Source organism: Pseudomonas sp. LAMO17WK12:I10, assembly GCF_900215185.1.
In the GTDB taxonomy this organism is placed as follows: domain Bacteria; phylum Pseudomonadota; class Gammaproteobacteria; order Pseudomonadales; family Pseudomonadaceae; genus Aquipseudomonas; species Aquipseudomonas chlororaphis.
Genome location: NZ_OBDX01000013.1, coordinates 1 through 24,450 on the forward strand (window position 1 = coordinate 1; position 24,450 = coordinate 24,450).

General features: G+C 62.3%; 23 protein-coding genes and 1 pseudogene. 13 read left to right on the forward strand and 11 right to left on the reverse strand.

Going from position 1 to position 24,450, the window contains the following annotated elements:
* Both CRO75_RS33215 and CRO75_RS15505 read right to left on the reverse strand, forming a co-directional pair.
* Window positions 1–154, reverse strand: a pseudogene (locus CRO75_RS33215) (IS110 family transposase); the annotation flags it as partial.
* A gap of 94 nt (window positions 155–248) precedes the next feature.
* A complete protein-coding gene (locus CRO75_RS15505; RefSeq protein WP_097136583.1) occupies window positions 249–923 on the reverse strand; it encodes a histidine phosphatase family protein in 675 nt (224 codons plus the stop codon).
* Window positions 924–1,251: 328 nt separating this feature from the next.
* Between CRO75_RS15505 and CRO75_RS15510 the strand changes: the two genes are divergently transcribed.
* Window positions 1,252–1,956 carry a glutathione binding-like protein gene (locus CRO75_RS15510; protein WP_009043146.1) on the forward strand — a complete coding sequence of 235 codons (705 nt, stop codon included), beginning with the start codon at window positions 1,252–1,254 and terminating at the stop codon, window positions 1,954–1,956.
* 208 nt (window positions 1,957–2,164) lie between these two features.
* Complete coding sequence (locus CRO75_RS15515) at window positions 2,165–3,007, forward strand: PhzF family phenazine biosynthesis protein (RefSeq protein ID WP_097136584.1); 843 nt, start codon at window positions 2,165–2,167, stop codon at window positions 3,005–3,007.
* 39 nt (window positions 3,008–3,046) lie between these two features.
* On the opposite strand, the gene CRO75_RS15520 is transcribed toward CRO75_RS15515, so the two are convergent.
* Window positions 3,047–4,078, reverse strand: a complete 1,032-nt coding sequence (locus CRO75_RS15520; RefSeq protein WP_097136586.1) for an AraC family transcriptional regulator — start codon at window positions 4,076–4,078, stop codon at window positions 3,047–3,049.
* 195 nt (window positions 4,079–4,273) lie between these two features.
* Between CRO75_RS15520 and CRO75_RS15525 the strand changes: the two genes are divergently transcribed.
* From CRO75_RS15525 to CRO75_RS15560, 8 genes are all read left to right on the forward strand, one after another.
* The gene (locus tag CRO75_RS15525; protein ID WP_097136588.1) at window positions 4,274–6,778 is read left to right on the forward strand and encodes an alpha/beta hydrolase fold domain-containing protein; all 2,505 of its coding nucleotides are present in this window, start codon (window positions 4,274–4,276) and stop codon (window positions 6,776–6,778) included.
* A gap of 338 nt (window positions 6,779–7,116) precedes the next feature.
* Complete coding sequence (locus CRO75_RS15530; protein WP_053260509.1) at window positions 7,117–8,052, forward strand: Ppx/GppA family phosphatase; 936 nt, start codon at window positions 7,117–7,119, stop codon at window positions 8,050–8,052.
* Entirely contained in the window at window positions 8,052–8,423 is a 372-nt protein-coding gene (locus CRO75_RS15535; protein ID WP_239990590.1) for a hypothetical protein, read from the forward strand. Before CRO75_RS15530 ends, CRO75_RS15535 begins: the two co-directional genes overlap by 1 nt.
* A 244-nt stretch (window positions 8,424–8,667) precedes the next feature.
* Window positions 8,668–9,639 carry a tripartite tricarboxylate transporter substrate-binding protein gene (locus CRO75_RS15540; RefSeq protein WP_097136590.1) on the forward strand — a complete coding sequence of 324 codons (972 nt, stop codon included), beginning with the start codon at window positions 8,668–8,670 and terminating at the stop codon, window positions 9,637–9,639.
* A gap of 1 nt (window position 9,640) precedes the next feature.
* Window positions 9,641–10,135, forward strand: coding sequence for a tripartite tricarboxylate transporter TctB family protein (locus CRO75_RS15545; protein WP_009043153.1), 495 nt, complete (start codon window positions 9,641–9,643; stop codon window positions 10,133–10,135).
* 23 nt (window positions 10,136–10,158) lie between these two features.
* Window positions 10,159–11,667: a tripartite tricarboxylate transporter permease gene (locus CRO75_RS15550; RefSeq protein WP_097136592.1), complete on the forward strand. Its 1,509-nt coding sequence runs from the start codon at window positions 10,159–10,161 to the stop codon at window positions 11,665–11,667.
* A 236-nt stretch (window positions 11,668–11,903) separates the two neighbouring features.
* Window positions 11,904–13,001 (forward strand): carboxynorspermidine decarboxylase, encoded by a 1,098-nt coding sequence (gene nspC, locus CRO75_RS15555; protein ID WP_097136799.1) that lies wholly within the window; start codon window positions 11,904–11,906, stop codon window positions 12,999–13,001.
* 26 nt (window positions 13,002–13,027) lie between these two features.
* Window positions 13,028–14,263, forward strand: a complete 1,236-nt coding sequence (locus tag CRO75_RS15560) for a saccharopine dehydrogenase family protein (RefSeq protein WP_097136595.1) — start codon at window positions 13,028–13,030, stop codon at window positions 14,261–14,263.
* Window positions 14,264–14,789: 526 nt separating this feature from the next.
* Here CRO75_RS15560 and CRO75_RS15565 read toward each other — a convergent pair.
* The 3 genes from CRO75_RS15565 to CRO75_RS15575 form a co-directional block, all read right to left on the reverse strand.
* Window positions 14,790–15,512, reverse strand: a complete 723-nt coding sequence (locus CRO75_RS15565) for a DUF4225 domain-containing protein (protein ID WP_239990591.1) — start codon at window positions 15,510–15,512, stop codon at window positions 14,790–14,792.
* On the reverse strand, window positions 15,509–15,994 hold the full coding sequence (locus CRO75_RS15570; protein ID WP_097136596.1) for an Hcp family type VI secretion system effector: 486 nt from the start codon (window positions 15,992–15,994) through the stop codon (window positions 15,509–15,511). The genes CRO75_RS15565 and CRO75_RS15570 overlap by 4 nt, the downstream gene beginning before the upstream one ends.
* A 256-nt stretch (window positions 15,995–16,250) precedes the next feature.
* On the reverse strand, window positions 16,251–16,556 hold the full coding sequence (locus CRO75_RS15575; protein WP_097136598.1) for an alpha/beta hydrolase: 306 nt from the start codon (window positions 16,554–16,556) through the stop codon (window positions 16,251–16,253).
* Between the two features lie 103 nt (window positions 16,557–16,659).
* Between CRO75_RS15575 and CRO75_RS15580 the strand changes: the two genes are divergently transcribed.
* Window positions 16,660–17,064, forward strand: coding sequence for a DUF1801 domain-containing protein (locus tag CRO75_RS15580; RefSeq protein ID WP_097136601.1), 405 nt, complete (start codon window positions 16,660–16,662; stop codon window positions 17,062–17,064).
* A 554-nt stretch (window positions 17,065–17,618) separates the two neighbouring features.
* On the opposite strand, the gene CRO75_RS15590 is transcribed toward CRO75_RS15580, so the two are convergent.
* Complete coding sequence (locus CRO75_RS15590) at window positions 17,619–18,371, reverse strand: SDR family oxidoreductase (RefSeq protein ID WP_097136802.1); 753 nt, start codon at window positions 18,369–18,371, stop codon at window positions 17,619–17,621.
* A 127-nt stretch (window positions 18,372–18,498) separates the two neighbouring features.
* Between CRO75_RS15590 and CRO75_RS15595 the strand changes: the two genes are divergently transcribed.
* Window positions 18,499–19,407: a LysR family transcriptional regulator gene (locus tag CRO75_RS15595; RefSeq protein ID WP_097136804.1), complete on the forward strand. Its 909-nt coding sequence runs from the start codon at window positions 18,499–18,501 to the stop codon at window positions 19,405–19,407.
* Between the two features lie 223 nt (window positions 19,408–19,630).
* Here the strand turns inward: CRO75_RS15595 and CRO75_RS15605 are convergent, their stop codons facing one another.
* Window positions 19,631–20,173 (reverse strand): Hsp20/alpha crystallin family protein, encoded by a 543-nt coding sequence (locus CRO75_RS15605; RefSeq protein ID WP_097136602.1) that lies wholly within the window; start codon window positions 20,171–20,173, stop codon window positions 19,631–19,633.
* A 500-nt stretch (window positions 20,174–20,673) separates the two neighbouring features.
* Between CRO75_RS15605 and hemB the strand changes: the two genes are divergently transcribed.
* Window positions 20,674–21,648: a porphobilinogen synthase gene (gene hemB, locus CRO75_RS15610; protein ID WP_009043161.1), complete on the forward strand. Its 975-nt coding sequence runs from the start codon at window positions 20,674–20,676 to the stop codon at window positions 21,646–21,648.
* Between the two features lie 131 nt (window positions 21,649–21,779).
* Here hemB and CRO75_RS15615 read toward each other — a convergent pair whose 3' ends face one another.
* Genes CRO75_RS15615 through CRO75_RS15625 form a run of 3 tightly spaced genes read right to left on the reverse strand, consistent with a single transcriptional unit; the run spans window position 21,780 to window position 24,369 of the window.
* Window positions 21,780–23,300 (reverse strand): FAD-dependent oxidoreductase, encoded by a 1,521-nt coding sequence (locus tag CRO75_RS15615; protein ID WP_097136604.1) that lies wholly within the window; start codon window positions 23,298–23,300, stop codon window positions 21,780–21,782.
* A 52-nt stretch (window positions 23,301–23,352) separates the two neighbouring features.
* A complete protein-coding gene (locus CRO75_RS15620; protein WP_063429573.1) occupies window positions 23,353–23,967 on the reverse strand; it encodes a LysE family translocator in 615 nt (204 codons plus the stop codon).
* A gap of 33 nt (window positions 23,968–24,000) precedes the next feature.
* Complete coding sequence (locus CRO75_RS15625; protein ID WP_097136607.1) at window positions 24,001–24,369, reverse strand: VOC family protein; 369 nt, start codon at window positions 24,367–24,369, stop codon at window positions 24,001–24,003.
* Window positions 24,370–24,450 lie beyond the last annotated feature (81 nt).

The following is a 24,450-nucleotide window of genomic DNA, read 5'->3' on the forward strand; positions in this document are numbered from 1 at the left end:
GGTGCAAGGTGCAAGGTGCGAGCGCGATCAGGAATTTATAGAGGCCGGATCGATTGAATTTCTTACGGAACAGCTCCTGCCCATGGTGGTCCTGGCCGTGGAGATGGAAACAGTTCTTCCCAAGATCGATACCGATAATGGCTGGGTTGCTCATGATAATGGCCTCCGGGAGTGCCCTGTGAAAGCTTAGTGGCCTTCACAGGGGGGGAGGGGGTGACCATTTCATTAGGAACCGGGAGCCGAACGCATCAGGTCGGGCAGTTTTCCTCGCCGTTATCCAGGCCCTGCTTGTAGCTGCGGCTGTCGAGGGTGGCCTTGCCGTTGTGCCAGGTCAGGGTCAGCACGTAGAGCGAGTCGAAGTCGTTGGAGGCCCAGTCGTCGGTGATGGTGCGTTTTTCGCCGACGGCTTCGCGCGCCACCTTGTTGATCAGCTCCGGCAGGTAGCCGTGGGACCAGGCGGTGTAGATGATCGAGTTGTGATAGCGGTCATGCAGCAACTCGTCGGCCAGCTCGCTGGTGTCGTTGGCCGAGAATTCGATGTTCACCGGCAGGCCGAGCTTGATGGCGCTGGGGCTGATGGTCATCAGCGGGCGGATGTAGCTGTAGGAGTTGTCGAACTCGCCTTCCTCGACATTGCGCGTCGGGTTGGCGGCGAACACGTAGTTGGCCTTGCCGAATTTTTCCGGCAGCAAAGACGCCAGGTCGATGGCGCGGTTCAGGCCCTGGCAGTTGAGCTGGCCGAGGCCGCCGGCGGGTTTTTCCGCGTGGCGCAAAAAGACCAGGGTCTGGGTGCCGTCCACCGGCTGGGCGCGACTTTCGCTGGACTCCAGCGACAGCAGCAGCCCACTGGTCAGCAGCAGCGCCGGGAAGAACACGTAGGACCGGTGTTGCAGGCGTTGGGTGAAACTCAGCAGATTCTTCATGGATCGTCGGTACTTCAGCGCAATCGGTTAAGGCTGACAAACCTTTCCACGGCGAGCTCCCGCTTCGCGTGGTTTTCCCTGTCGTTGAACGAGTGTTCTACCCGTAGGTAGTGCTCAGAGTCCCAGGACGCCTTTTGGTTCGATCCGGGCATGGGGCTGCGAGCGTGGCCCGTCACTTTATCCGCACCGCTGTCTGGCTGCCGGGAAGCTTAACCACCGGATGTTTCGAATTTAAGAATGCGCGCCGCGGACCGATGCCTGTAATCTAGCGCCGTCGCGCCCGGCCCCGGGCCACGGCCTTTCATCTGACTGTCATTGGAAGCCTGTCATGACCGATCTCCATGCATTCCCCATCACCCAGAAATGGCCGGCGCAGTACGCCGACTGGATTCAGCTGTATTCCTTGCCGACCCCCAACGGCGTCAAGGTCTCGATCATGCTCGAAGAGATCGGGCTGCCCTACGAGCCGCATCGCGTCAGTTTCGAAACCAACGACCAGATGTCCCCCGAGTTCCTCTCGCTGAACCCGAACAACAAGATCCCGGCGATCCTCGACCCCCACGGCCCGGGCGACCAGCCGCTGGCGCTGTTCGAGTCGGGGGCGATCCTGATCTACCTGGCGGACAAGAGCGGGCAACTGCTGGCCCAGGAATCCGCGGCGCGCTACGAGACCATTCAGTGGCTGATGTTCCAGATGGGCGGCATCGGCCCGATGTTCGGCCAGCTGGGCTTCTTCAATAAATTCGCCGGCAAGGACTACGAGGACAAGCGTCCGCGCGACCGCTACGTCGCCGAATCGCGCCGCCTGCTGAGCGTGCTCGAGGGCCGCCTGCAAGGCCGCGACTGGATCATGGGCGAACGCTACACCATCGCCGATATCGCTACCTTCCCCTGGGTGCGCAACCTGATCGGCTTCTATGAAGCGGGCGATCTGGTGGGCTTCAAGGACTTCCCCAACGTGCAGCGCGTGCTCGAGCGTTTCCTCGCGCGCCCGGCGGTGATCCGCGGCCTGGAAATTCCCAAGCCGGTCTGACTGCCCTCTCTGTAGCCGCTGCCGCAGGCTGCGCTCGGCGACGAAGTCGTCGTAGAACCTGACGACGCGTTCTGTCTGGCACAACGCGTGGGTCCTTTTGCGATGACTGCGTCATCGATCGCAGGCTTCGCCAGCGGCTACAGGTATGCTTTTTTGCAGGTCAGGCCGGTTCCAGGCCTGGCCGTGTTCATTCAGACAAGGACCCGTAATGAGCCGATTCGATTTCAAGCAGGTGGATGTCTTCAGCAACCAGCCGCTCAAGGGCAACCCGCTGGCGGTGGTGTTCGGCGCCGATGAGTTGAGCGACGCGCGCATGGCGGCGTTCGCCAACTGGACCAACCTCAGCGAAACCACCTTTATCCTCGAACCCCGGGACCCGCGGGCCGACTACCGCCTGCGGATTTTCACCACCCTGCAGGAGCTGCCGTTCGCCGGCCATCCGACCCTCGGTAGCTGTCATGCCTGGCTGGAAGCCGGCGGCGTGCCCAAGGGCGAGGAGATCGTCCAGGAGTGCGCGGTCGGCCTGGTGCGCATTCGCCGCAACGGCGCCGAGCTGGCGTTTCTCGCGCCGCCCTTGCTCAAGTCCGGCCCGGTCGATGACGGATTGCTGGAGCAGGTGCGCCAGGGCCTGAGGCTGGCGCCCGATGCCATCGTCGACGCGCAATGGGTGGACAACGGCGCCGGCTGGCTGGCGGTGCTGCTGGCCGAGCGCGGCCAGGTGCTCGACCTGCAACCCGACTATGCACAGCTCAAGGGCCTTGCGGTCGGAGTGATCGCCCCCTGGAACCCCGAGCTCGATGGCGACGCGGCGCAGTTCGAGGTGCGGGCCTTTATCGCCGGCGACGGCATGCCGGAAGACCCGGCCACCGGCAGCCTCAACGCCGGCATCGCCCAATGGCTGCTGGGCGCGGGGTTGGCGCCGGCGTCCTATGTGGTCAGCCAGGGTTTGAACATGGGCCGGGCCGGGCGCATCCAGGTCGAGCAGGTCGGCGATGAAATCTGGATCGGCGGCTCGGTGGTGACTTGTATCGAGGGCAGCCTGACGTTGTAGGCGAGGGCGCTTTGCAGTCAGGCCCGGCCTGGCTGTTGCCTAAGTGGCCCTGGACGCGTGGCGATAGGTCCTGGGGGATACGCCGTACCAGCGTTTGAAGGTCTGGGAGAAACTCGACAGGTCGCTGTAGCCCAGTTTTTCGGCGATGTCTGTCAGTTTCAGCGTCGGGTCGCCGAGCAACTCCAGGGCCGCGGCGCTGCGCGACTGCTCCAGCAGGTGCCGGTAACAGGTGCCTTCCTCGTGCAGGCGTCGTTTCAAGGTCCGCTCGCTGAGATTGATCAGGCTGGCCATGCCCGGCAGGTCTGGCGGTACGCCCAGGGGGGCGATGTTCAGGTACTGGCGGACCAGCTCGGCGGTGCCCGTGCGGGGGCTGCGGCGCTCCATCAATTGCGCGCACATCTGCTCGCACATCGCGACGGTGACGGTGTTTGCCTGGGGGAGCGGGCGGCTCAGCAGCGAACGATCGAAGGCCAGGCTGTTGCGGTCGGCGAGGTAGGCGGGGCGCATGCCAAGAATATTGCCGGCACTGGCCGCCACCTGATCGACCGGGCGTTTCTTCTTCAGGGTAAAACCCGCCAGCGAGAACTCGCGGCCAGCTATTTCCTTGAGCAGCACCGCGGCGGCGGCCATGTCGCGTTCGATCACAAAGTCTCTGAGCGACTCGTCCGCCAGCGTCGGTTCGGTGAACGTCAGGATGCCGAGCGGAGGTTGCTCATGGTAGGCGATTCGGGTGAACGCGTAGGTCAGCGGCAAGAAGCGCAGGGCCAGCTTCAAGGCGTCACCGGCGGTCGCGCTGCTGATCAGGCCATAACCGAACAGCCCGTAGGTCGAGAAGTGATAGCGCTCGCCCACTTGATAGCCCAGCCCCTGCGGGTGTCCCGACAGGTTGAGCAGGTTATTGATCAGGCGCAGTTCCTGGGCGCATGACAGCTCGAAGTTGGGATCTGCCAGCCGGGCCAGCGACAGGCCCGAACCGGCCAGCAATCGCGCAGGCGAGAAGCCTCTTTCGCGACCGAAATCCACCATCAGCAGGGCACTGGCCGGTCCCCGCGACAACTCCAGCATGTTCATGCTCGCGACCTGGGTCAGGGAAAGGAATTGGCCTGAATACTAAAGTATCTGTCCCGTTACGTCATGGGACTGGCGAGGGCGGGCAAGCATGATGGGCGCGCAGGCTACGCTGATCGGGATTAGCGGGAAGCCCTGGGACCTGATCATGCGAAGACCTGTGCCTGCCCATGAAAAAAACAACAAAAGAGGTGCTGCATGCCCCAACTCGAACCTGACCTGCAATCGACGGCGCCACTCACCGCCGTGATCATCGGCAGGGGTTTTGCCGGCATCGGCATGGCCATCGCGCTGCGCAAGGCCGGCGTCACGGACTTCATCATTCTGGAAAAACAGCAGGATGTCGGCGGCGTCTGGCGAGACAACAGTTACCCGGGCGCTGCCTGCGATGTGCCGTCGCACCTGTATTCGTTTTCATTCGAACCCAACCCCGGCTGGACGCGGATGTTTGCCCCGCAAGCCGAAATACAGGGGTATCTGCAGCATTGCGTACGCAAGTATGAGGTGCAGCGGCACATCCGTTTCGGCGCTGAAGTACGGGCGGCGCGATTCGACGAGGCCAGCGCGCAGTGGTGCGTCACCGAAGTCGGTGGGCGGGTGCATCGCGCCGCCTTGCTGATCAGCGCCACTGGCCAGCTCAGCCGGCCGGCGCTGCCGACGTTCGAAGGCATGCAGGCGTTCAAGGGGCGTGTGTTCCATTCCGCGAGCTGGGATCACGGCTACTCGTTGGCGGGGAAACGGGTGGCGGTGATAGGGACGGGCGCTTCGGCGATCCAGTTCGTGCCGGCCATCGCCGACCCGGTGGCGCAGCTCAAGGTATTCCAGCGCTCGCCAGCCTACATATTGCCCCGGCCCGATCGCGCCTACAGCGACGAAGAAAAGCAGCTGTTCGCCAGGAGGCCCTGGCGCATGGCGCTGCATCGTGCCGCCATCTACCTGCGCTACGAATCCAGGGCCCTGGGTTTTACCCGCTTCAAGGGGCTGATGAAGTGGGCGGTCGGCCTGCCGTTTCGCCGCTTGTTGAACCAGTCGGTCAGTGACCCGCAGCTGCGCCGGCAACTGATCCCGGATTACCCCATTGGCTGCAAGCGCATCCTGCTGTCCAGCGATTACCTCAAGACCCTGGCCCGGCCCAATGTGCGGTTGATCACCGAGGGTATCGGGCGCATCACCGAGCAGGGCATCGAGACGCTGGACGGCAAGCACCACCAGATCGATGCGATCATCTATGGCACGGGGTTCGCGGCGACGCAGTTCCTTGCACCGATGACGATCGTCGGGCGCGGCGGGGTGGGGCTGCAGCATGCCTGGGAGCAGGGCGCACGCGCGTATCTGGGGCTGGCGGTGCCGGGCTTTCCCAACTTCTTCATGTTGTATGGCCCCAATACCAACCTGGGGCACAACTCGATCGTCTACATGTTGGAAAGCCAGATATCCCATGTCATGCGCTGCTGGCGCGCGATGCAGAAGGCTGCGGCCACCACCGTCGAGGTCGATGACCAGGCTGAGCAGCGTTTTCATCAACGGATCCAGCGCCGCCTGGCCGGTTCCGTGTGGAGCGGTTGCAAGAGCTGGTATGTCGATGCAGCGGGCAACAACAGCACCAACTGGCCGGGCTTCACCTTGTCCTATCGCTGGCTGACCCGTTATTCGGCATTGCGCGCCTATGGTTTTTCCAGGGCGCTGGCCAGCGAGTCGGGCCAGGTCTACGGGCAGGTGATTGCCGAGCCCCGTGATGGTCTCGAAGTCCTCAGTGCCGGCGTGTTGCGCCAACTCTTGCGGGTGAGCTTCCGGGCGCTGATCGGTCCGCCGCGAAGCATTGCCACCCAGCGGCGGATCGTCAACGGCCTGTCCTGGTTGATGCCGGGCTGCGCTGGCGTGATCCAGGCACGGGCCCACGTCTCGGGCGTACCGCTGCGAATCCTGACACCGGGCCATGCCGAGGCGGGTGGGGTGATGCTTTATCTGCATGGCGGTGCCTTCTGCCTGGGTGGCCCTGCCACTCACCGCAGCGTTACCAGCCGCCTGGCCCGGGAAGCGGGGATGGCCGTCTGGGTAGCGGACTATCGGCTGGCGCCGGAACAGCCGTTTCCCGCGGCCCTGGAAGATGCGTTGGCCTGTTACCAGGCGATCCGGGCGCAAGGCTATTCGGCGCGGCAGATCCTGCTGGCCGGCGACTCCGCGGGTGGCTCTCTCGTCCAGGCCCTGGCGCTGACGCTGCAACAGCGGGGCGAGCCCTTTGCCGCGGGCCTGCTGCTGTTGTCCCCGGTGACGGATACGACGTTGAGCGGGCCAACCCTTATCACCCGCCAGTACGCCGATCCCATGCTGCGGCGCGATTGGCTCGAGCAAGGGCTGCGCGCCTACGCAGCGCCTGCCCAGAGCCCGTTGCACAGTCCATTGAGCGCCGACTTGAGCGGGCTGCCGCCGATGCTGATTCAGGTGGGGGACCAGGAACTGCTGCTGGCGGACGCCACACGCCTGGCCGAGCGCGCGCTGCACTGCGGCGTGGCTTGTCGCCTGGAAGTGCATGCCGCGAGGTGGCATGTGTTTCAGTTGCAGGCGTTCTACTTGCGTTCGGCCAGGCAAGCCCTGCGTTCAGCGGCCCTGTTCGCTCGCAGCCGCCTGGACGATGGCGGCGAGCCTTGTGCCGACGCGGTCGCAGCAGCGGCGGTGATGGATGTCGCAGCCCTTGATGGGTAGGCAGGCTGTCTCGATCCGGCAAGGTGGTCGCGAGGATTTTCGGGCAAAAAAAAGCCGCCCAAGATGGCAGCGTTAAAGGAGAGCACGCGTTGCTGATAACGCGAGTATCACTGCGAAAAATGACCCAATGATGACAGTCCCCTTGCCGCCGAACAGCCTTTCGTGACCGGGCTGCGGCAGGGGCCGGCCCGGGTGGGCGCCAGCCGGGTTGCCGGGCGGATCAAGGCGGGCGGCTGTCATCTTGGCGTCATCGACGTCATGGCAAGATCGCCGCAAACCGTCTTTAGTAGTCGACAGGCCGCGGCCTGCCGGTCGATGAATCTGCCAGGAATCCCCCCATGAAAGGCGACGCTTCTCTGTTCGCAGCCATTGATCTTGGGTCCAATGCGTTTCGCCTGATGATCGGCCAGCCGGTCCGGCGCAGCCAGGGGTTCATGATCCAGGAAGTGAAGACCCTGCGTGAGCCGGTGCGCCTGGCGGAGGGCTTCCAGGAGGGCGCCCTGGACGAGCTGGCGCTGGACCGGGGCTGGCAGGCACTGGCGCGCTTTGGCAAGAAGCTGCGCGGTTTCGAGGCCGGTCGGGTGCGGGCGGTGGCCACCAGCGCCGTGCGCGAAGCCGACAATGCGCCGCTGTTCCTGGCCAGCGCCGAGCGTCACCTGGGGTTTCGCATCGATGTCATTTCCGGGCATGAGGAGGCGCGGCTGGTGTATGCCGGCGTCGCCCATACGGTGCCGGGCAGCGAAAGCATGCGGCTGGTGGTGGACATCGGCGGCGGTTCCACCGAGTTGATCCTCGGGCAGGGCGCCCAGCCCTTGCTGACCGAGAGCATTGCCATTGGCAGCGGGAGCTTCGGCGCGCGCTACTTTCCGGGCGGCGCGGTCTCGGCTCATGCCCTGCAGGAAGCCGAGCGCCTGGCCAGCCTGAAGTTCGAGAAAGTCGCCCGGCGTTATCGCCAGCTCGGCTGGCAGCAGGCCATAGGCTCCTCGGGCACCGCCCGGTTCCTGGCCAAGGTGCTCAAGGCCAACGGCCTGAACGACTATGGCCAGGACGGCATCACCTACGGCGGGCTGTTGCGCCTGTCGTTGCGCCTGCTGGAGGCCGGGCATGTCAAGCGCCTGCGGCTGGCCGGGCTGCAATCCCATCGCCTGGGCATCCTGCCCGGTGGCCTGGCGGTGATGCTGGCGGCGTTCAAGGTGTTTGGCGTCACCCATATGACGCCTTCCGAACCGGGGCTGCGCTTCGGCGTGCTGCATGGCTTGATATGTAACAACTGATGACCGAGCCTTGTCCGCACACGCGGCGGGCCTTCCTCCAGCCAGCTGTTGCCGCCAGGGTGTTCTGCCGCTCTAACTCAACCCTTCACAGGTCACGCCGGGATCAACCGGCGGGGCAACGCCTGGGCATCGCCACCGACGGGCTGCGCAGCAAGGCCCTCGACGCGTTCGCCGGGCAGCAGTTCCACTATGTCATCACCCTGTGCGACAAGTCCTCGGAAGAGGCCGCGCGCATGCCGTCCTCCGGCGAGGTGATCGTCTGGAACTTCGAGGACCCGGTCACCAGCGACAAACATGAACCGTTTCGCCACACCCTCCAGGAGATCCACGATCGGCTGCACATGTTCATCACCGTGAAGACCCGCTCGTGATGGCAAGGATCGCCGATCCTCTTTGGCCGAATCGCTGATCCTCCCTCGCTGATTGGCACGGCCGGGTTGCATGCCGGCCAACCCACCCCGAATCCAGGCTCTGGGCGCCTTGTTTTCCCTGGGTTCTCTGCTCTGGCGGTCGCCCACCGCCGGCCGTCTACACTTAATCGCAGGCCACACAGGGCGGCAGCCCTGGGCGCATTCAACCGGTATCAACAAAAACAATAGTCTCGGGAGAAACCTGATGTTTACAGCACTGCGTCGATTCAGCCGCGGCATGGCCCTTGCCGCCAGCCTCGCCACGCTCACCCTCGCAACCCCGGCGTTTGCCCTGGATACGGTCAAGTTCATGGCCCCGGGCTCCGTGGGCGGCGGTTATGACCAGACCGCGCGGGTCTTGGGCAAGGCCTTGCTCGAGGCCGGCACGGCCAAGTCCGTGACCTTCGAGAACAAGGGCGGGGCCGGCGGCACCCTGGGCCTGGCGCAGTTCGCCAACAGCACCAAGGGCGACCCGAATGCGCTGCTGGTGGTGGGGGCGATCATGGTCACGGCGGTGGAGCAGAACAAGCCGCAGATCAGCCTCAAGGACGTGACGCCGATCGCCCGGCTGTTCACCGAATACAACGTGCTGGCGGTGCGTGAGGATTCGCCCTACAAGACCCTCGAAGACCTGCTCAAGGACTTCAAGGCCAACCCGGCCAGCATCAAGTGGGGCGGTGGCTCCAAGGGGTCCATCGACCATATCGGCATCGCCGAGCTGGCGAGCAAGATGGACGTGCCGGTGAACAAGGTGAACTACGTCGCCTACGCCGGCGGCGGCGAAGTGGTGGCCGCGACCCTGGGCGGCCACATCACGGTGATCACCGGCGGTTATGCCGAGCTGGCCAAGTACGTGCAGTCCAAGCAGTTCCGCCTGCTCGCCATCGGCGCTCCGGAGCGCGTGCCCGGCATCGATGCGCCGACCCTCAAGGAGAAGGGCTACGACGTGATCATCGGCAACTGGCGCGGTGTCTATGGCGCGGCCAACCTCAGCGCCGAGCAGCGCAAGCAAGTCACCGACGCGGTGCTGGCCGCCACCAACAGCAAGGTCTGGCAGGACAATGTGAAAGCCAACGCCTGGTCGCCGAGCGTCCTCACCGGTGATGAGTTCGGCCAGTTCGTCGACGAGGAACACCTGCGCCTGCGAGCGATGCTGGTCAAGGTCGGGCTGCTTTGAGATGGCCGGGCGCAGCAGGGTCGTGCTGTCGCAGTTGGCGATTGGCCTGGGGCTGATCGCCATCAGCCTGGTGCTGGTCATCGGCGCCTTGCGCTTTCCGCCCGAGATGGGCTTCGTCATCCTCGGTGCCCATGTCTATCCCAGCGCGGTCGCCGCCTTCCTCGGCGCCGTGGGCCTGTTGCTGAGCTATCAGGCCTGTACCGGTGGTTTCCGCGAACTGGCCGTCCACGACGACGAAACCGCCCAGGCCCTGCCCGGTGGCAGGCTGGGCGTGGCCTGGGTCACCGCCGGCCTGGTGGCGCTTGCCGTGCTGATCGACCTGATCGGTTTCGTCCTGGCCGCCGGCTTGCTGTTCGCCTGTTCGGCCCGGGGTTTCGGCAGCCGGCGTCCGCTGCGGGACCTGGCTATCGGCATCGCCCTGACCCTGCCGATCTACTGGCTGTTCAACGCCGGGCTGGGCGTGGCCCTGCCACCCCTGGTCAACGCCTGGATCTGAACCGGGTCGAAGGAGGTCACACGGTGGACATTCTCTTGAGCCTGGCGACAGGTTTCTCCGCGGCGCTGGCGCCGATCAATCTGCTCTGGGGGTTTATCGGCTGCCTGCTGGGCACGGCGATCGGCGTGTTGCCGGGGATCGGCCCGGCGCTGACCGTGGCGCTGCTGTTGCCGATCACCGCCAAGGTCGATCCCACCGGCGCGCTGATCATGTTCGCCGGCATCTATTACGGCGCGCAGTTCGGTGGTTCGACCACCTCGATCCTGCTCAATACCCCGGGCGAGTCGTCCTCGATGGTCACCGCCCTGGAGGGCAATCTCATGGCCCGCAACGGCCGCGCCGGGCCGGCCCTGGCCACCGCGGCGATCGGCTCGTTTTTCGCCGGGACCATCGCCACGGTGCTGCTGACCTTGTTCGCCCCCATCGTCGCCATGCTGGCGCTGAAGTTCGGCCCCGCGGAGTATTTCGCGATCCTGGTGCTGTCCTTCACCACGGTGTCGGCAGTGCTCGGCGCGTCCATGCTGCGCGGTTTCGCCTCGCTAGGGATCGGCTTGGGCATTGGCCTGATCGGCCTCGACTCGACCTCGGGCATTGCCCGCTACACCCTGGGCGTTCCCGAGCTGGTCGATGGCATCGAAGTGGTGCTGGTGGCGGTCGGCCTGTTTGCCGTGGGGGAGGCCTTGTACAGCCTGCTGTATCAAAAGGAGGAAGCGTCCGGCCGGCATCGCCTGACGTCCTTGTGGATGACCCGCGAGGACTGGAAACGCTCGATTCCCGCCTGGCTGCGCGGCACCCTGATCGGCTTTCCGTTCGGCTCGATTCCGGCTGGTGGCGCGGAAATCCCGACCTTCCTGTCCTATTCCACCGAGCGCAAGCTGAGCAAGCACCCGCAAGACTTTGCCGCCAGCAAAGGGCCGGGCGCCATCGAAGGGGTGGCCGGCCCGGAAGCCGCCAACAACGCCAGCGCCACCGGTTCCCTGGTGCCGCTGCTGACCCTGGGCATTCCGACCTCCGCCACCGCGGCGATCCTGTTGGCGGCGTTCCAGAACTACAACCTGCAGCCGGGGCCGCTGCTGTTCCAGACTTCCGGCGAGCTGGTCTGGACCCTGGTGGCCTCGTTGTATATCGGTAACGTTATCCTGCTGGTATTGAACCTGCCGTTGGTCGGGCTCTGGGTGAAACTGCTGCAGATCCCGCGGCCGTACCTCAATGCCGGGATCCTGGTGTTCGCCTCCATCGGCGTGTACGGCATGCGCCATTCGTCCTTCGACCTGTTGCTGATGCTGGCGATCGGTTGGGGCGGGGTGCTGATGCGGCGTTTCGATTTCCCCGTCGCGCCGGTGATCGTCGGCATGCTGCTGGGGCCGATGGCGGAAAAACAACTGCGCAACGCCTTGTCCATCAGCCAGGGCGACTGGTCGATCTTCGTCACCCAACCCATATCCGCGGCCTTCCTCGGGTTGACCCTGCTGGTGCTGGTGGTGCCCCACCTGCTGCACGCCCGGGGCATCAAATTGCAAGAGGATGATTGAGCGGCGAGTGCGATGGGCCAGCCACCGCGGCGCGCCACGTCAGAACGTCATGGTGGGCCCCTAGGATAGGGGCCGCCAGGCGGTTTGCGTCCTGGTCCATTGCCTGCGACAGCGCCGATCCGGGCACAGTGCCGAGGCACTGACCCGGCGAGCGGTGCTTTCTGCCCTTTCGATACGCAGCAAGTGAAGGCACAATGCGCATCCTTTTTTTGGCTGGCCTGGCCGGAGGCCTCGAAATGATCAAAACGCCGTACTACCTCATCGACAAACAGAAACTGCTCGGCAACATGCAGAAGATCGCCTACGTGCGCGAACAGTCCGGCGCCAAGGCCCTGCTGGCGCTCAAGTGCTTCGCCACCTGGTCGGTGTTCGACCTGATGCAGCAGTACATGGACGGCACCACCTCGTCGTCGCTGTACGAGCTCAAGCTCGGCCGGCAGAAGTTCGCCGGCGAGACTCATGCCTACAGCGTGGCCTGGGCCGACGACGAAATCGAAGAGATGCTCGACAACTGCGACAAGATCATCTTCAACTCCATCGGCCAGTTGCAGCGCTTCGCCGAGGCGTCCGCGGGCAAGGTCCGCGGTCTGCGGGTCAACCCCCAGGTGAGCAGTTCCGATTACCTGCTGGCCGACCCGGCGCGTCCGTTCAGCCGCCTGGGCGAATGGGACCCGGTGAAGGTCGAGGCGGTCATCGAGCAGATATCCGGCTTCATGTTCCACAACAACTGCGAGAACGCCGACTTCGGCCTGTTCGACCAGATGCTGGGCACCATCGAGGAACGCTTCGGCCACCTGCTGCACAAGGTCGAATGGGTCAGCCTCGGCGGCGGCATCCACTTCACCGGCGAAGGCTACGACCTGGACGCCTTCTGCGCGCGCCTCAAGGCGTTCTCCGAGAAGTACGGCGTGCAGGTCTACCTGGAGCCGGGCGAAGCGGCGATCACCCAGAGCGCGTCGCTGGAAGTCACCGTGCTCGACACCCTCTACAACGGCAAGCACCTGGCGGTGGTCGACAGCTCCATCGAAGCGCACATGCTCGATCTTTTGATCTATCGCCTGAACGCCAAGCTGGCGCCCAGCGCGGGCGAACACACCTACATGGTGTGCGGCAAGTCTTGCCTGGCCGGAGACATCTTCGGCGAGTATCAATTCGATCGTCCGCTGACCATCGGCGATCGGCTGTCGTTCGTTGACGCGGCGGGTTACACCATGGTCAAGAAAAACTGGTTCAACGGCCTGAAAATGCCGTCCATCGTAGTGAAACAACTCGACGGTAGTGTCGAGGTGGTTCGTGAATTTGGGTTCGAAGACTACCTGTCCAGCCTCTCGTAAGCTGGCGGAAAGGAGAGATAAAGAAATTGAAGAAGAACGTTCTTATCATTGGTGCAGGAGGTGTCGCCAAGGTGGTGGCCCACAAGTGCGCGCAGCACAACGACGAACTCGGTCGTATTGCTATCGCGTCGCGCAACATCTCCAAATGCCAGGCCATCATCGACAGCGTCAAGGCCAAGGGCAGCCTCAAACAGCCCGCTGAAATCAAGGCCTACGCGCTCAATGCGCTGGATATCGAGGCGACCAAGGCGCTGATCCGCGAGACCGAATCGCAGATCGTCATCAACGTCGGCTCCGCCTTCCTCAACATGTCGGTGCTGCGTGCCTGCATCGATACCGGCGTGGCCTACCTGGACACCGCCATTCACGAAGAACCGGGCAAGATCTGCGAGACGCCGCCCTGGTATGGCAACTACGAGTGGAAACACCTCGAGGAATGCCAGCAGAAGAACGTCACCGCCATTCTTGGCGTGGGTTTCGATCCGGGCGTGGTCAACGCCTATGCGGCCCTGGCCAAGCAACAGTATTTCGACCGCATTGATTCGATCGACATTCTCGACGTCAATGCCGGTTCCCATGGCAAATATTTCGCCACCAATTTCGATCCGGAAATCAATTTCCGCGAATTCACCGGGCAGGTGTGGAGCTGGCAGGACAGCCAGTGGACCAGCAACACCATGTTCGAAGTCAAGCGTACCGACGACCTGCCGGTGGTCGGTGCGCAGAACCTGTACCTGACCGGTCACGATGAAGTGCACTCGCTGTCGAAGAACCTCGACGTGCCCAACGTGCGCTTCTGGATGAGCTTCGGCGAGCACTACATCAACGTGTTCACCGTGCTCAAGAACCTCGGTCTGCTTTCCGAGCAACCGGTCAAGACCGCCGAAGGCCTGGAAGTGGTGCCGCTGAAAGTGGTCAAGGCCGTGCTGCCCGATCCTGCCTCGCTGGCGCCGGGCTACACCGGCAAGACCTGCATCGGCGACCTGGTCAAGGGCACCAAGGATGGCCAGCCGCGCGAAGTGTTCATCTACAACGTGGCCTGCCACGAAGAAGCCTTTGCCGAAACCGACAGCCAGGGCATTTCCTACACCGCGGGCGTACCGCCGGTGGCCGCGGCCCTGCTGGTGGCCCGTGGCGAGTGGGACGTGCAGCGCATGGTCAACGTCGAGGAGCTGCCGGCCGAGCCGTTCCTCAAGGCGCTGGACCTGATGGGCCTGCCGACCCGGGTCAAGGACGAGCACGGCGACCGTCCGTGGAACTGATTCACCCCCCGCTGTAAAAAACCAGGTGCGCCCACGGGGCGCACCTGGCTCTCGATTCCCGCCCTCTCTTGCGCCCGGATAATTCCGTCCCGCATTCAGCGCCATGAGGCGACCGCATCTATTCGGCCACCCAAAGCCAACATGGCTCGAGGCGAGTGTTTGTCGCCGGGTTTAAACGCTGTGTTTATCTGGTGAGAACCTGTTTCTGCAGAGTTATTTTCGTGAAAACCAGCGTCTTGGTTCATCTTTAATTGGAATGCAAGTTGTTTGAAAGAGTACACTTATAAATGCGATCCATCGAATTAAATAATTGGTCGAAATTATATCTTTGGTTGATGGGAGAAATAATATATAGCCATATCTGGCTACATTTAGCTGAATCATTCCCCAGAGTATTGAAGATGAAAATAAAAGCCAGAACCATCCAGTCTTGAAGTTTTTCCCTGATTTCTTTTTAACGGTGTAGCGAAACGTCAAAAAGACAGTCAAGGAAAAAAACAAGTACAGAGTAGCCGCAATTATCGAATTATTTATCACTGGCTTTAGCTTCTTGGTACATGGAATTTATAGTTACCCCATCAGATAGCACTTCGAATGACAATGCTGAATTGCTTGTGGCTTTATAGACGCGAACATAATCCGTCCGGATATATCTGAATAGGCGCCAAGCATCTGGCTTTAATACCATTTTTCCGACGCCATATGCAGAGAGTCCTAAGTCAGCAGTCCCATAAGCCATGTCTCCTTCAAGTGCGCCGCCGCCGAATAGTTTAGCCCCCTCCTGATAAACCTTCCTGACGGGGCCTTGGGTGTCAGAGCTATTCTCTAAAAGGTTACGTCCGTTTTCATACATGTTATTGGCGCCATGGGCCATCATGAGTGAGCCTGGGAATAAGCACAGCGTACCGGCTGAGCCATAGCAAATCCCAGCGCCTGCTGCAAATTGAAATGCTCCGGCGATTACTCCTACGCCTTTTTGAGCAACCTCCAATGACTGGCTCAGCAGGCTATTCTGTTCGTTCCTGAGGTCTTGCAGCCCCTGCTCAGGGCTTTTGTTACCCTGCGCGACATCATTAACAATGCTTTTGGCGTAATAAGCGACTTCGCGGTTGAATTGCAAACGCAGCGTGCCGTCTTTAATGTGTCTAACGGCTAATGTGCTGGCTTGGCTTCCAAGTTTTCCAGCTGCGGCACTGACCATCCAGTAATCACAGCTACCCGGCATGCAACTTTCATTTTCCGGTTTCATTCGTTATTTCCCCACGTGGTATATCCGCTGGTGCCAGCGGCATGGTGGGTCCAAGTGATCTCTCGGTAACGGATGGCTACATGTTCTTGCGGTTCGGCGTCGTTCTGCAAAATAGCGTGAGGCATTTCAAGTGTTAGATCAGCAATAATCCCGCCATTGATTGATACTGAATAGAATTTTTCCTGCATGCCAAAGGACGACACGCGATAAAAACTAATTGTGCAGTTCATTTCCTCTCTGGTTGAAAGTGCTTGAGCGAGGAGTGGCGAGGATTTATCAACGCTTTTTGTAATAATGATGGGGCTGGGTGTGGGCTTATTAATATTTCCAATGTTGACCATGTTGTGGCTGTAAGACAGCACCATGATTTCGTCGGTATGCCCCGTCTGACACTTATTGCCGATAGAGTCTTGGGTTGAGCAGCCTGCTGAAATCAAGCCTTGAACTTTACCAGAGATGGTCATGTATCCGTGGTTAGCCATATGCGAACATCCTTTTAATGGTTTGGGTCGTAAACCCTGTATCTAACCAACATGAGGCCTTGAGCGGTATTAGACATTTCTGATAGATGCAAATCATGTGAGCCAACGGAAATGGAATGCAAGCCGGTGCGGCGCAATGCAAGCTCACTCGCATTTAAGGTGAGTAGAAGGGGCCGTCAATCGCAATTAATCTGAGCCGAAAAACGCGTTGATTGGAGCACGGCCGTGTTCGATTACAAGCCGTTACAGCTAGGCGTTATCGATCCGCAAGTGTTGATCCACCGCATCGAGAACCCCCCATCGCCTCGAGGTGCGGCACGTGATGGCAGTTCTCCAGGATCAGGCAGCGCTGGCGCGCCGTCGCCAGCCTGGCGATCCGTTCGGGATGCAGCAGCGAGCCGTATTGGTCTTCCGCGCCATGCAGCACCAGCAGCGGGCAGTCGATCGAGGCCGCGCTGCTTTCCAGGGTCCAGGGCGCGAAAGCCTCCGATAGCCAGCTCTCGGTCCAGGCCGCCAGCACCCAGGGCGCCTTGGCGCCGTGGTATTTGTGCAGCCGCTGCATTTGTCCGAGGGCCTGGAACTGTTCGTCGATTGGCTGGAGGGAAATGCCCGGTCAGCGATACTCAGGTGTCGGGGCAACGCCCTTCAGCCAGAGGATGACCAGGATGAAGAAACAGAGCAGCGACGCCACACCGGCAGAGCAGAGCGGTTGCGCTTCACAGCTGATAGACGGGCGCATCGAGGAACTGGGCGACTGGCGCGGCGAGATGCTGGCCCGGGTCCGGGGGCTGATCCGCCAGGCCGACCCGCAGGTGGTCGAGGAGTGGAAGTGGCGCGGGGTGCCGGTGTGGTCCCATGGCGGCATGCTCTGCACCGGCGAGACCTACAAGAACGTGGTGAAGCTGACCTTCGCCAAGGGCGCCGCGCTGGACGATCCGGCAGGCCTGTTCAACGCCAGCCTCGAGGGCAATACCCGGCGGGCGATCGATCTGCATGAGGGTGACAAGCTTGACGAGGCCGCCTTGAAGGCGCTGATCCTGGCTGCCGTGGAGCTCAATAGCTCGCGCTGAGCGGGTGTGCCGGCCGGCAAAAAAGGGCCTATGTCAAGTCCTCGACACACACAGACTTGAACCATACACCTATACGGAACAGTAACTTAGGTCGGATCTTGGCACCTTCGAAGCATGCACGTTTGTCCACCCGTTGGGGCCAGCCATTCGTTGACAGACTCAACGATGATCAGAGCGCTTTTTGATGGATTCGTGATGTTCCCGACTCCTGATCGAAAGGCTTGGGTTGACTGATCGCTTCGGCTAAGCGGCAGCGATCAGCGCTCCTTGTTGGCGCAGATGCGCTTGGAAACGATCGGCATAGTCTGCGACAACGGCATCCCTTACGCTGGAGCGCGCCTCAAGCGCCTCACGCCAAGCCGAAATGCGCGCAAGGCCGTCGAAAATCTGGTGGATGGTTTATCAAGCGGAAACAGCGGCAGAGGTTTCCCGCGTACCGCTGTTTGCGCAGTCTGGATGGGACTGGTTCGTCGCTAAGTGCTGAGGCGGGCGTTCAGTACCTGATTGACTCAGCCCAGGCGATGTTGCATTCGCGCAATTCTTGAGTTGCGCGCTTAGCCATTCAGCAGGCGGCCGCCGTCAAGGACGATTTCAGAGCCGACCGTCCAGCGCGACTCGTCGGATGCCAGATACAGCACTGCCTTGGCCACCTCGTCGGAGGTACCGAAGCGCCCAAGCGGAATGGTTGCCGCGATCTCTTTGTTGAGCTGCTCGCGATAAGCTTCCGGAATACCGAGCTTGTCGTAAAGCGGAGTCTCGACGGGGCCAGGGCTCACTGCGTTGACACGGATGCCACGGCCCAGCAATTCGGTCGAGAGCGTCTTCGACATGTTCAGCAATGCGGCCTTCGTTGCGGCATACACGGACGAGCGATCTGCGCCTGCATGCGCGCTTACGGAAGTCGTCAACACTACGGAAGCAGGATTTGCGAAGACCGGCAACAGCGCCTGCATCAGGAAGTACGGCCCTTTGACGTTGATGTCGAAAGAGCGGTCGAACATATCTTCCGTCCATTCCTCAATGGGCAGCCAGACGGATACGCCGGCATTGAGGAAGGCAACGTCGAGTTGGCCGTAGTGTTCCTTGATGACGTGTGCCAGCTCCTTTTGTGCTGCAACGCTGACCGAGTCGGCGCGCAGCACCGGCACTTCCGGGCCCAATTCGGCCTGGGCCTTTGCAATCGAATCGGGGTTGACACCCGTTACGATCACGCGAGCACCCTCCGCCAGGAACTGCTTTGCCGTTTCCAGCCCGATGCCACTGGTGCCGCCAGTGATGAGCGTACGTTTACCTTGCAAGCGCGACATTTGAATTCTCCGGTGAATGACGACCACCGCGGTCGACATGGAGCAATATGCGCTCATGCTTCGTAGTAGATAAGACTGCCTATTTGCATATGATTCATGCAAATCAAGCATGAATTTAGGCGACGAAGTGGACCGATTTCTTTTGATGACATGCTTCGCGCGTGCTGTAGAAACTGGGAGCTTTTCGGCGGCAGGGCGGGATCTAGGGCTGGGGCAACCCAATGTAAGCCGCTATGTAGCGGCTCTGGAGGATCATTTGCAGACGCGCTTGCTCCACCGGTCTACGCGCAAGCTGTCCTTGACGCCGGAGGGCGAACGCTACTATGCGGACATCCGGCGCATCCTGGATGCGGTGGATGAATCCGAATCGTCCTTCAGGAACAACGTCGACCCATCGGGACTCTTGCGCGTAGCCTGTCCGACGGCTCTTGCACACGCGTTTGTGCTGCCGCATGTGCCGGCCTTTTTGGAGCGCTACCCTCAATTGAACCTGGATCTCCAACTCAACGATCGATACGTAGACCTGGTCAATGAAGGTACCGAACTCGCCATTCGCATAGGACAGCTGGAGGACAGCACCTTGCGCGCCCGGCCTCTTGGGTGGTACGACCGGGTCTTCGTCGCCAGCAAGGACTACTTGGCCAAACGCGGAGTTCCGCAGACCCCGGATGATCTACGCGACCACGATTGCATCATCTACACCTTGCTGTCGTCCGGGGCGACCTGGCGGTTCCGGGACGCGGACATTCCGATTACCGGCAGGCTCAGGGTCAACTCGCCCGACGCTGTGAGTGCGGCGGTCGTGGCAGGCCTGGGTGTGGCGCATGGACCTGCGTGGCTGTTTGAGGGCGGGCTGAACAGCGGGAGATTACAGTTCATTCTCACCAACCATGCGGCTCCCCCTGTCCCCGTGCAGATGGTTTATGTCGCCAATAGACTGCTCCCCACGCGGGCTATCGTGTTCATGGATTTTATGGCTGACGTGTTTTCAAAGATTCCAGCCTTGAACGGCAGCACCCCTGTGCCGACTCTATAAGACGAGACGACAAAACGTGACCTCTCACGCTCTTGCCTAACACCACGCGACCGGAAGCCGGGCCAGGTTTCGGAAAGCATCGGCCTATGTTGAACTCGCCTAAGTGATTGATAAACCTTCTGTATCTGGCTTAGGCGCAGTCCAGCGAAGTGCCGGGCTGGAGTCATCGTCAAACAAAAAAAGCCCCTTGCCGTTTTCCCGGCAAGGGGCTGGCTGGCCTGGGTCATTCGCCTTTGATCTGCACGACCTTGTCCGCCGTCATGGCGGCGGGTTTTTTCGGCAGCGAGATACTCAGCACGCCTTTGCTGAAGCTCGCCTCGATCTTTTCGGCATCGACCCCCTTGGGCAGGTTGAACACCCGCTCGAAGGAGCCGTAATGACGTTCGCTCAGGTGGTAGCCCTTTCTGTTTTCTTGGGTTTCCTCTTGTTTTTCACCCTTGATGATCAGGCTGCCGTCGGAGAGTTTGAGCTCGATATTCTTCTGATCCATGCCGGGTAATTCGGCAGTGATTTCGAAGCTCTCGTCTTTCTCGGTGATGTCGACGGCGGGCATGCCACGGCCGATCAGTTCGCGCCGCCAGAACGGATCCACATCGAACAGCCCACGGCTGAAGGGTGACAGGCCGGGGCCGCGATTGAAGTCATCGAACAGGTGATCGACCTGTTGCCGCAGTTTTTCCAGGGGTTGCCACAGGTCGCCCATGCTCGAGCGCCGGGTGGCCTTGTCTTCAGCCTGGATCGGCATTTTTTTCACGGAGTTGGCCATTTTCGCTTCTCCTCCCGGGTCAAGGGGGCGGGCCGCGAGCGTCCCTGTGGCGACCCGCCACGACAGAACGACAACCGGGCTCACTGCCTGCAAGCCCGGTTCTTGTGCCCGCGACAGCCATCGCGCGAACGTGCTGCCAGGGAGCTCGACTGGAATCCTCGATGTCGTCCCCGGCAGATGATTCGCCCGGGCCCGCTTCTATCGGGCGCAAGGTCCTGCACACGCGGCGAGCAAGTGCCGCAGGCACTGGCCTTCAAGGCCGGCCTGCGCAGCTCTGCGTGTCTTATTTAGATCGAAAATCGACGCGACAGTTTCGCCGTGGAGCATTTGTCTGACAGGCGTAACTCCCTGCTTTCACGGCATTGTTACCAAAGCGCAAACACAGTTTTGGCGACGCGGTGTTTGTGCCGGTCGGGGCTTGGGGCATAAGCTTCGCTTCTTTTGGCTGCGGTCTTTTCGCGCCCAGTCTCGTCTTACTTGGCCTGCCCTGAGGAAGTCCCATGTCCAGCCAGTTCCCCCAAGCCCGTCCCCGTCGCCTGCGTCGCAGCGAACAGATGCGCAGCCTGTTCCAGGAAACCGAGTTCACCCTCAACGACCTGGTGCTGCCGATTTTCGTCGAGGAAGAGATCGACGATTTCGTGCCGATCAAGAGCATGCCGGGGGTGATGCGCATTCCGGAATCGAAGCTGGCCGGGGAGATCGAGCGTTACGCCCGCGCCGGGATCAAATCGGTGATGACCTTCGGCGTGTCGCACCACCTGGACAGCAACGGCAGCGACACCTGGAACGACAACGGCCTGGTGTCGCGCATGTCGCGGATCGCCAAGGACGCGGTGCCGGAAATGATCGTGATGTCCGACACCTGCTTTTGCGAGTACACCGACCACGGCCACTGCGGCGTGCTGCACGGCCATGAAGTGGACAACGACCAGACCCTGGTCAACCTCGGCAAGCAGGCAGTGGCCGCGGCCCGTGCCGGCGCCGATGTGATCGCGCCGTCGGCGGCCATGGACGGGCAGGTCCAGGCCATCCGCCGCGCCCTGGACGAGGCCGGCTTCAGCCAGACCGCGATCATGGCTTATTCCACCAAGTTCGCCTCGGCGCTCTACGGGCCGTTCCGCGAGGCCGGCGGCAGCGCCTTGAAAGGCGACCGCAAGAGCTACCAGATGAACCCGATGAACCGCCGCGAAGCGGTGCGCGAGTCCTTGCTGGACGAACAGGAAGGCGCGGACTCGCTGATGGTCAAGCCGGCCGGCGCTTACCTGGACATCATCCGCGACATCCGCGAAGCCTCGCGCCTGCCGGTGACGGCGTACCAGGTCAGCGGCGAGTACGCGATGATCAAGTTCGGCGCCCTGGCCGGGGCCATCGACGAAGCGCGGGTGGTTCGCGAAAGCCTGGGCTCGATCAAGCGCGCCGGTGCCGACCTGATCTTCACCTACTTCGCCATGGACCTGGCGCTCGCCGGAATCTGACGCATCCCGGCTGAGCCCTCGCGGGCTCTATCGCGAGCAAGCTCGCTCCTACAGGGTCGGCGCTGTCCTGTGCAGGAGCGAGCCTGGCGATGACGGCCGACACGGTACAACTATCGCGTCCGCCACCCCCCTCACAGCGTAATCTTGCGTTCCTCGAAATACCGTTCCATGACCTTCGGGTCCGCCGATTTTTCCGCCAATGCCACATAAGTGTCCGGCCGCAGCAGGTAGAAGCCGTTGCGCGCCAGGCCAGCGGCCTGGTGCGCCGGTTCCCAGTCGAACACCGTCAGCGGCAGTTGCCGCTCGGCGCACCAGGCGCGCAGGGCGTCGCTGGTGACGCCGTACACATGCACCTGCCACCCCAGGTAGTCGAGGCTGGCGAAATTGTCGGTGACCGCGCCGTGGGCCCAGGGCAGGCGGTCGCCGCCGTGGACATGGCCGGCGCTGCCACAGCTCAGGGGCATGTCGCGGTAGTTGAGGGTGATCTGCGACACCGTGCGAAACAGGAACTCGCGCGCCGCCTCCACCGCAGTCACCTTGGGGATCAGCAGCGGTGCCAGGCGGGTGCGCAGCAGGTTGGCGATCGGCCCGTCGGCGGTGACGAAACTGAACACCCGGTCGGTGGTGGCCACCAGGCGCCGGGCGAATTCGATGCGTTCGAACTCGTAGGTTGCCAGCAGGTGTTCCTCGGCCTTGCCGTTGAGCACCGCGGCGAGTTTCCAGGCCAGGTTGATGGCGTCGCCGATCCCGGTGTTCATGCCCTGGCCGCCGGCCGGGCTGTGCACGTGGGCGGCATCGCCAAGCAGGAAGGCGCGGCCGCTGAAGAAACGCTCGGCCACCCGGTGATGCACGCGGTAGGTGGAGAACCAGTTGACCTTGTCGACCTGCACCTTGAGGTTGTCCATGGCGCGCCGGCTGACGTCCTCGAACCTGAGGGTTTCCGCCTGTTCGGCACGTTCGTCGCGCACCGTGCCGATCAGCCGTGCCCGGCCTTCGCCGGCCAGCGGAAAGACCGCGAGGAAGTCCGCCTCGTCGAGGTCCGCGTGCAACTCGCCATTGAGCGCCGGCCCGCGGGCGTCGACATCGGCCACATAAAACACCTGCTGATAGGTGCCGCCGGGAAAGTCGATGCCCAGGGTCTTGCGCACTGTCGAATGGGCGCCGTCGCAGCCGGCCAGGTAGAAGGCCTGGCAGGTTTCCTCCTGGCCGTCGGGGCCGCGCAGCTGGGCGCTGACCAGGTGGCCGTGGTCGATGAAGCCCAGCAGTTCGGTCTGGCGCTCGACCGTCACGCCGAAACGCTGCAGACGCTCGATCAGCAGTTGTTCGTGCTGGTCCTGCGGGTAGATTTCCAGGAAGGGGTAGGGCGTCAGGTCGGCGCCGATGCTGCTCAGGGGCAGGTGGGCGGCCTGTTCGCCCTTGACCCAGAGGTTGGCGGCCGGCACCCGGTGACCCTGGTCGAGGATGGCCTGGGTCAGGTCCAGCTGGCGGTACAGCTCAAGGGTCCGGGCCTGCACCGCCAGGGCCCGGGAGGTGGTGCCGGGGCCGGCGGTCTGGTCGAGGATGCGCACCTTGACCCCCTGCCGGCTCAGCCACAGCGCCAGAACCAGGCCGGTGGGGCCGGCGCCAATGATCAGTACGTCGCTGCGGTTCATGTCCTTGCCCTCGTCGAGAGATCAATGTCATGCCGGTTTCGTGTACCAGGTTTCAGCGCTGGGCGAACGCCAGGTTCAGGCCCAGGGCGGCGAAGCTCGCGGCAAAGCTGCGGCGCAGCCAGTTCTGCACCTGGGGCGACTCGATCACCGCCTTGCGGAACAGGTTGGCCAGCAGGCCGTAGACCACGAATACAGCGAAGGTCATCGCCATGAACACACCGCTCAGGCCGAGCATCTGCATGGCCGGCGACGGGCCGTCATGGCTGATGAACTGCGGCAGGAAGGCCAGGAAGAAAATCGTCAGCTTGGGGTTGAGGATGTTCAGCAGGCAGGCCTTGAGCACCAGGCCGCCGGCGCTGGCGGCAGGAGCGCTGGTGTCCACGGCGAAGGCCGAGCGGTCGCGCCAGGTGGCGTAGGCCAGGTACAGCAGGTAGGCGACCCCGGCGAACTTCAAGCCCTGGAAGGCCAGCGCGCTGGTGTGCAGGATGGCCGACAGGCCCAGCACCGAGGCCAGCAGGTGCGGCACTATCCCCGCGGTGCAGCCGATGGCGGTGAACAGGCTGGCGCGCTTGCCGGCCACCAGCGCCGTGGAAATGGTCAGGATCACGCCGCTGCCGGGGATCAGCACGACGATCAGCGAGGTAATGAGAAAATCCAGTGAGAGCATGGCGCAGGGAACTCCAGGGCAGGTAACGGGGGCTCAGGTCTGGCTGAACACTTCCAGCAGGTGGCCGTCGGGGTCATCAAAATACACCCGGCGTCCGCCTTCGTGGCGGTTGATTTCATTGGCTCGCTGCTTGCCCGGGTCGGCCCAGAACGCCAGGCTGCGCTGGCGAATGCGCTGCAGTATCGGTTCGAAGTCGTCGCTGGCGACCAGAAAGGCGTAGTGCTGGGAAGCGATGGGCGGGTCGTTGTCGTAGTAATCCAGGGACACGCCGTTATCCAGCTGCACCACCAGCATCGGGCCGAAGGGCACAGGCGGCGGCAGGCCGAGCACCTGCACGAGAAAATCCGCCGACCCTTGCTTGTCGCGGCACCAGACGATGGTGTGGTTGAGTTGCACGCTCACGATGGGCCCCCTGTGTTGTTTTTCTGTGGGCGATGAGGTTTCAGATTAGGTGAAATTCGCCGTCGGTCACGGGGAATGCTC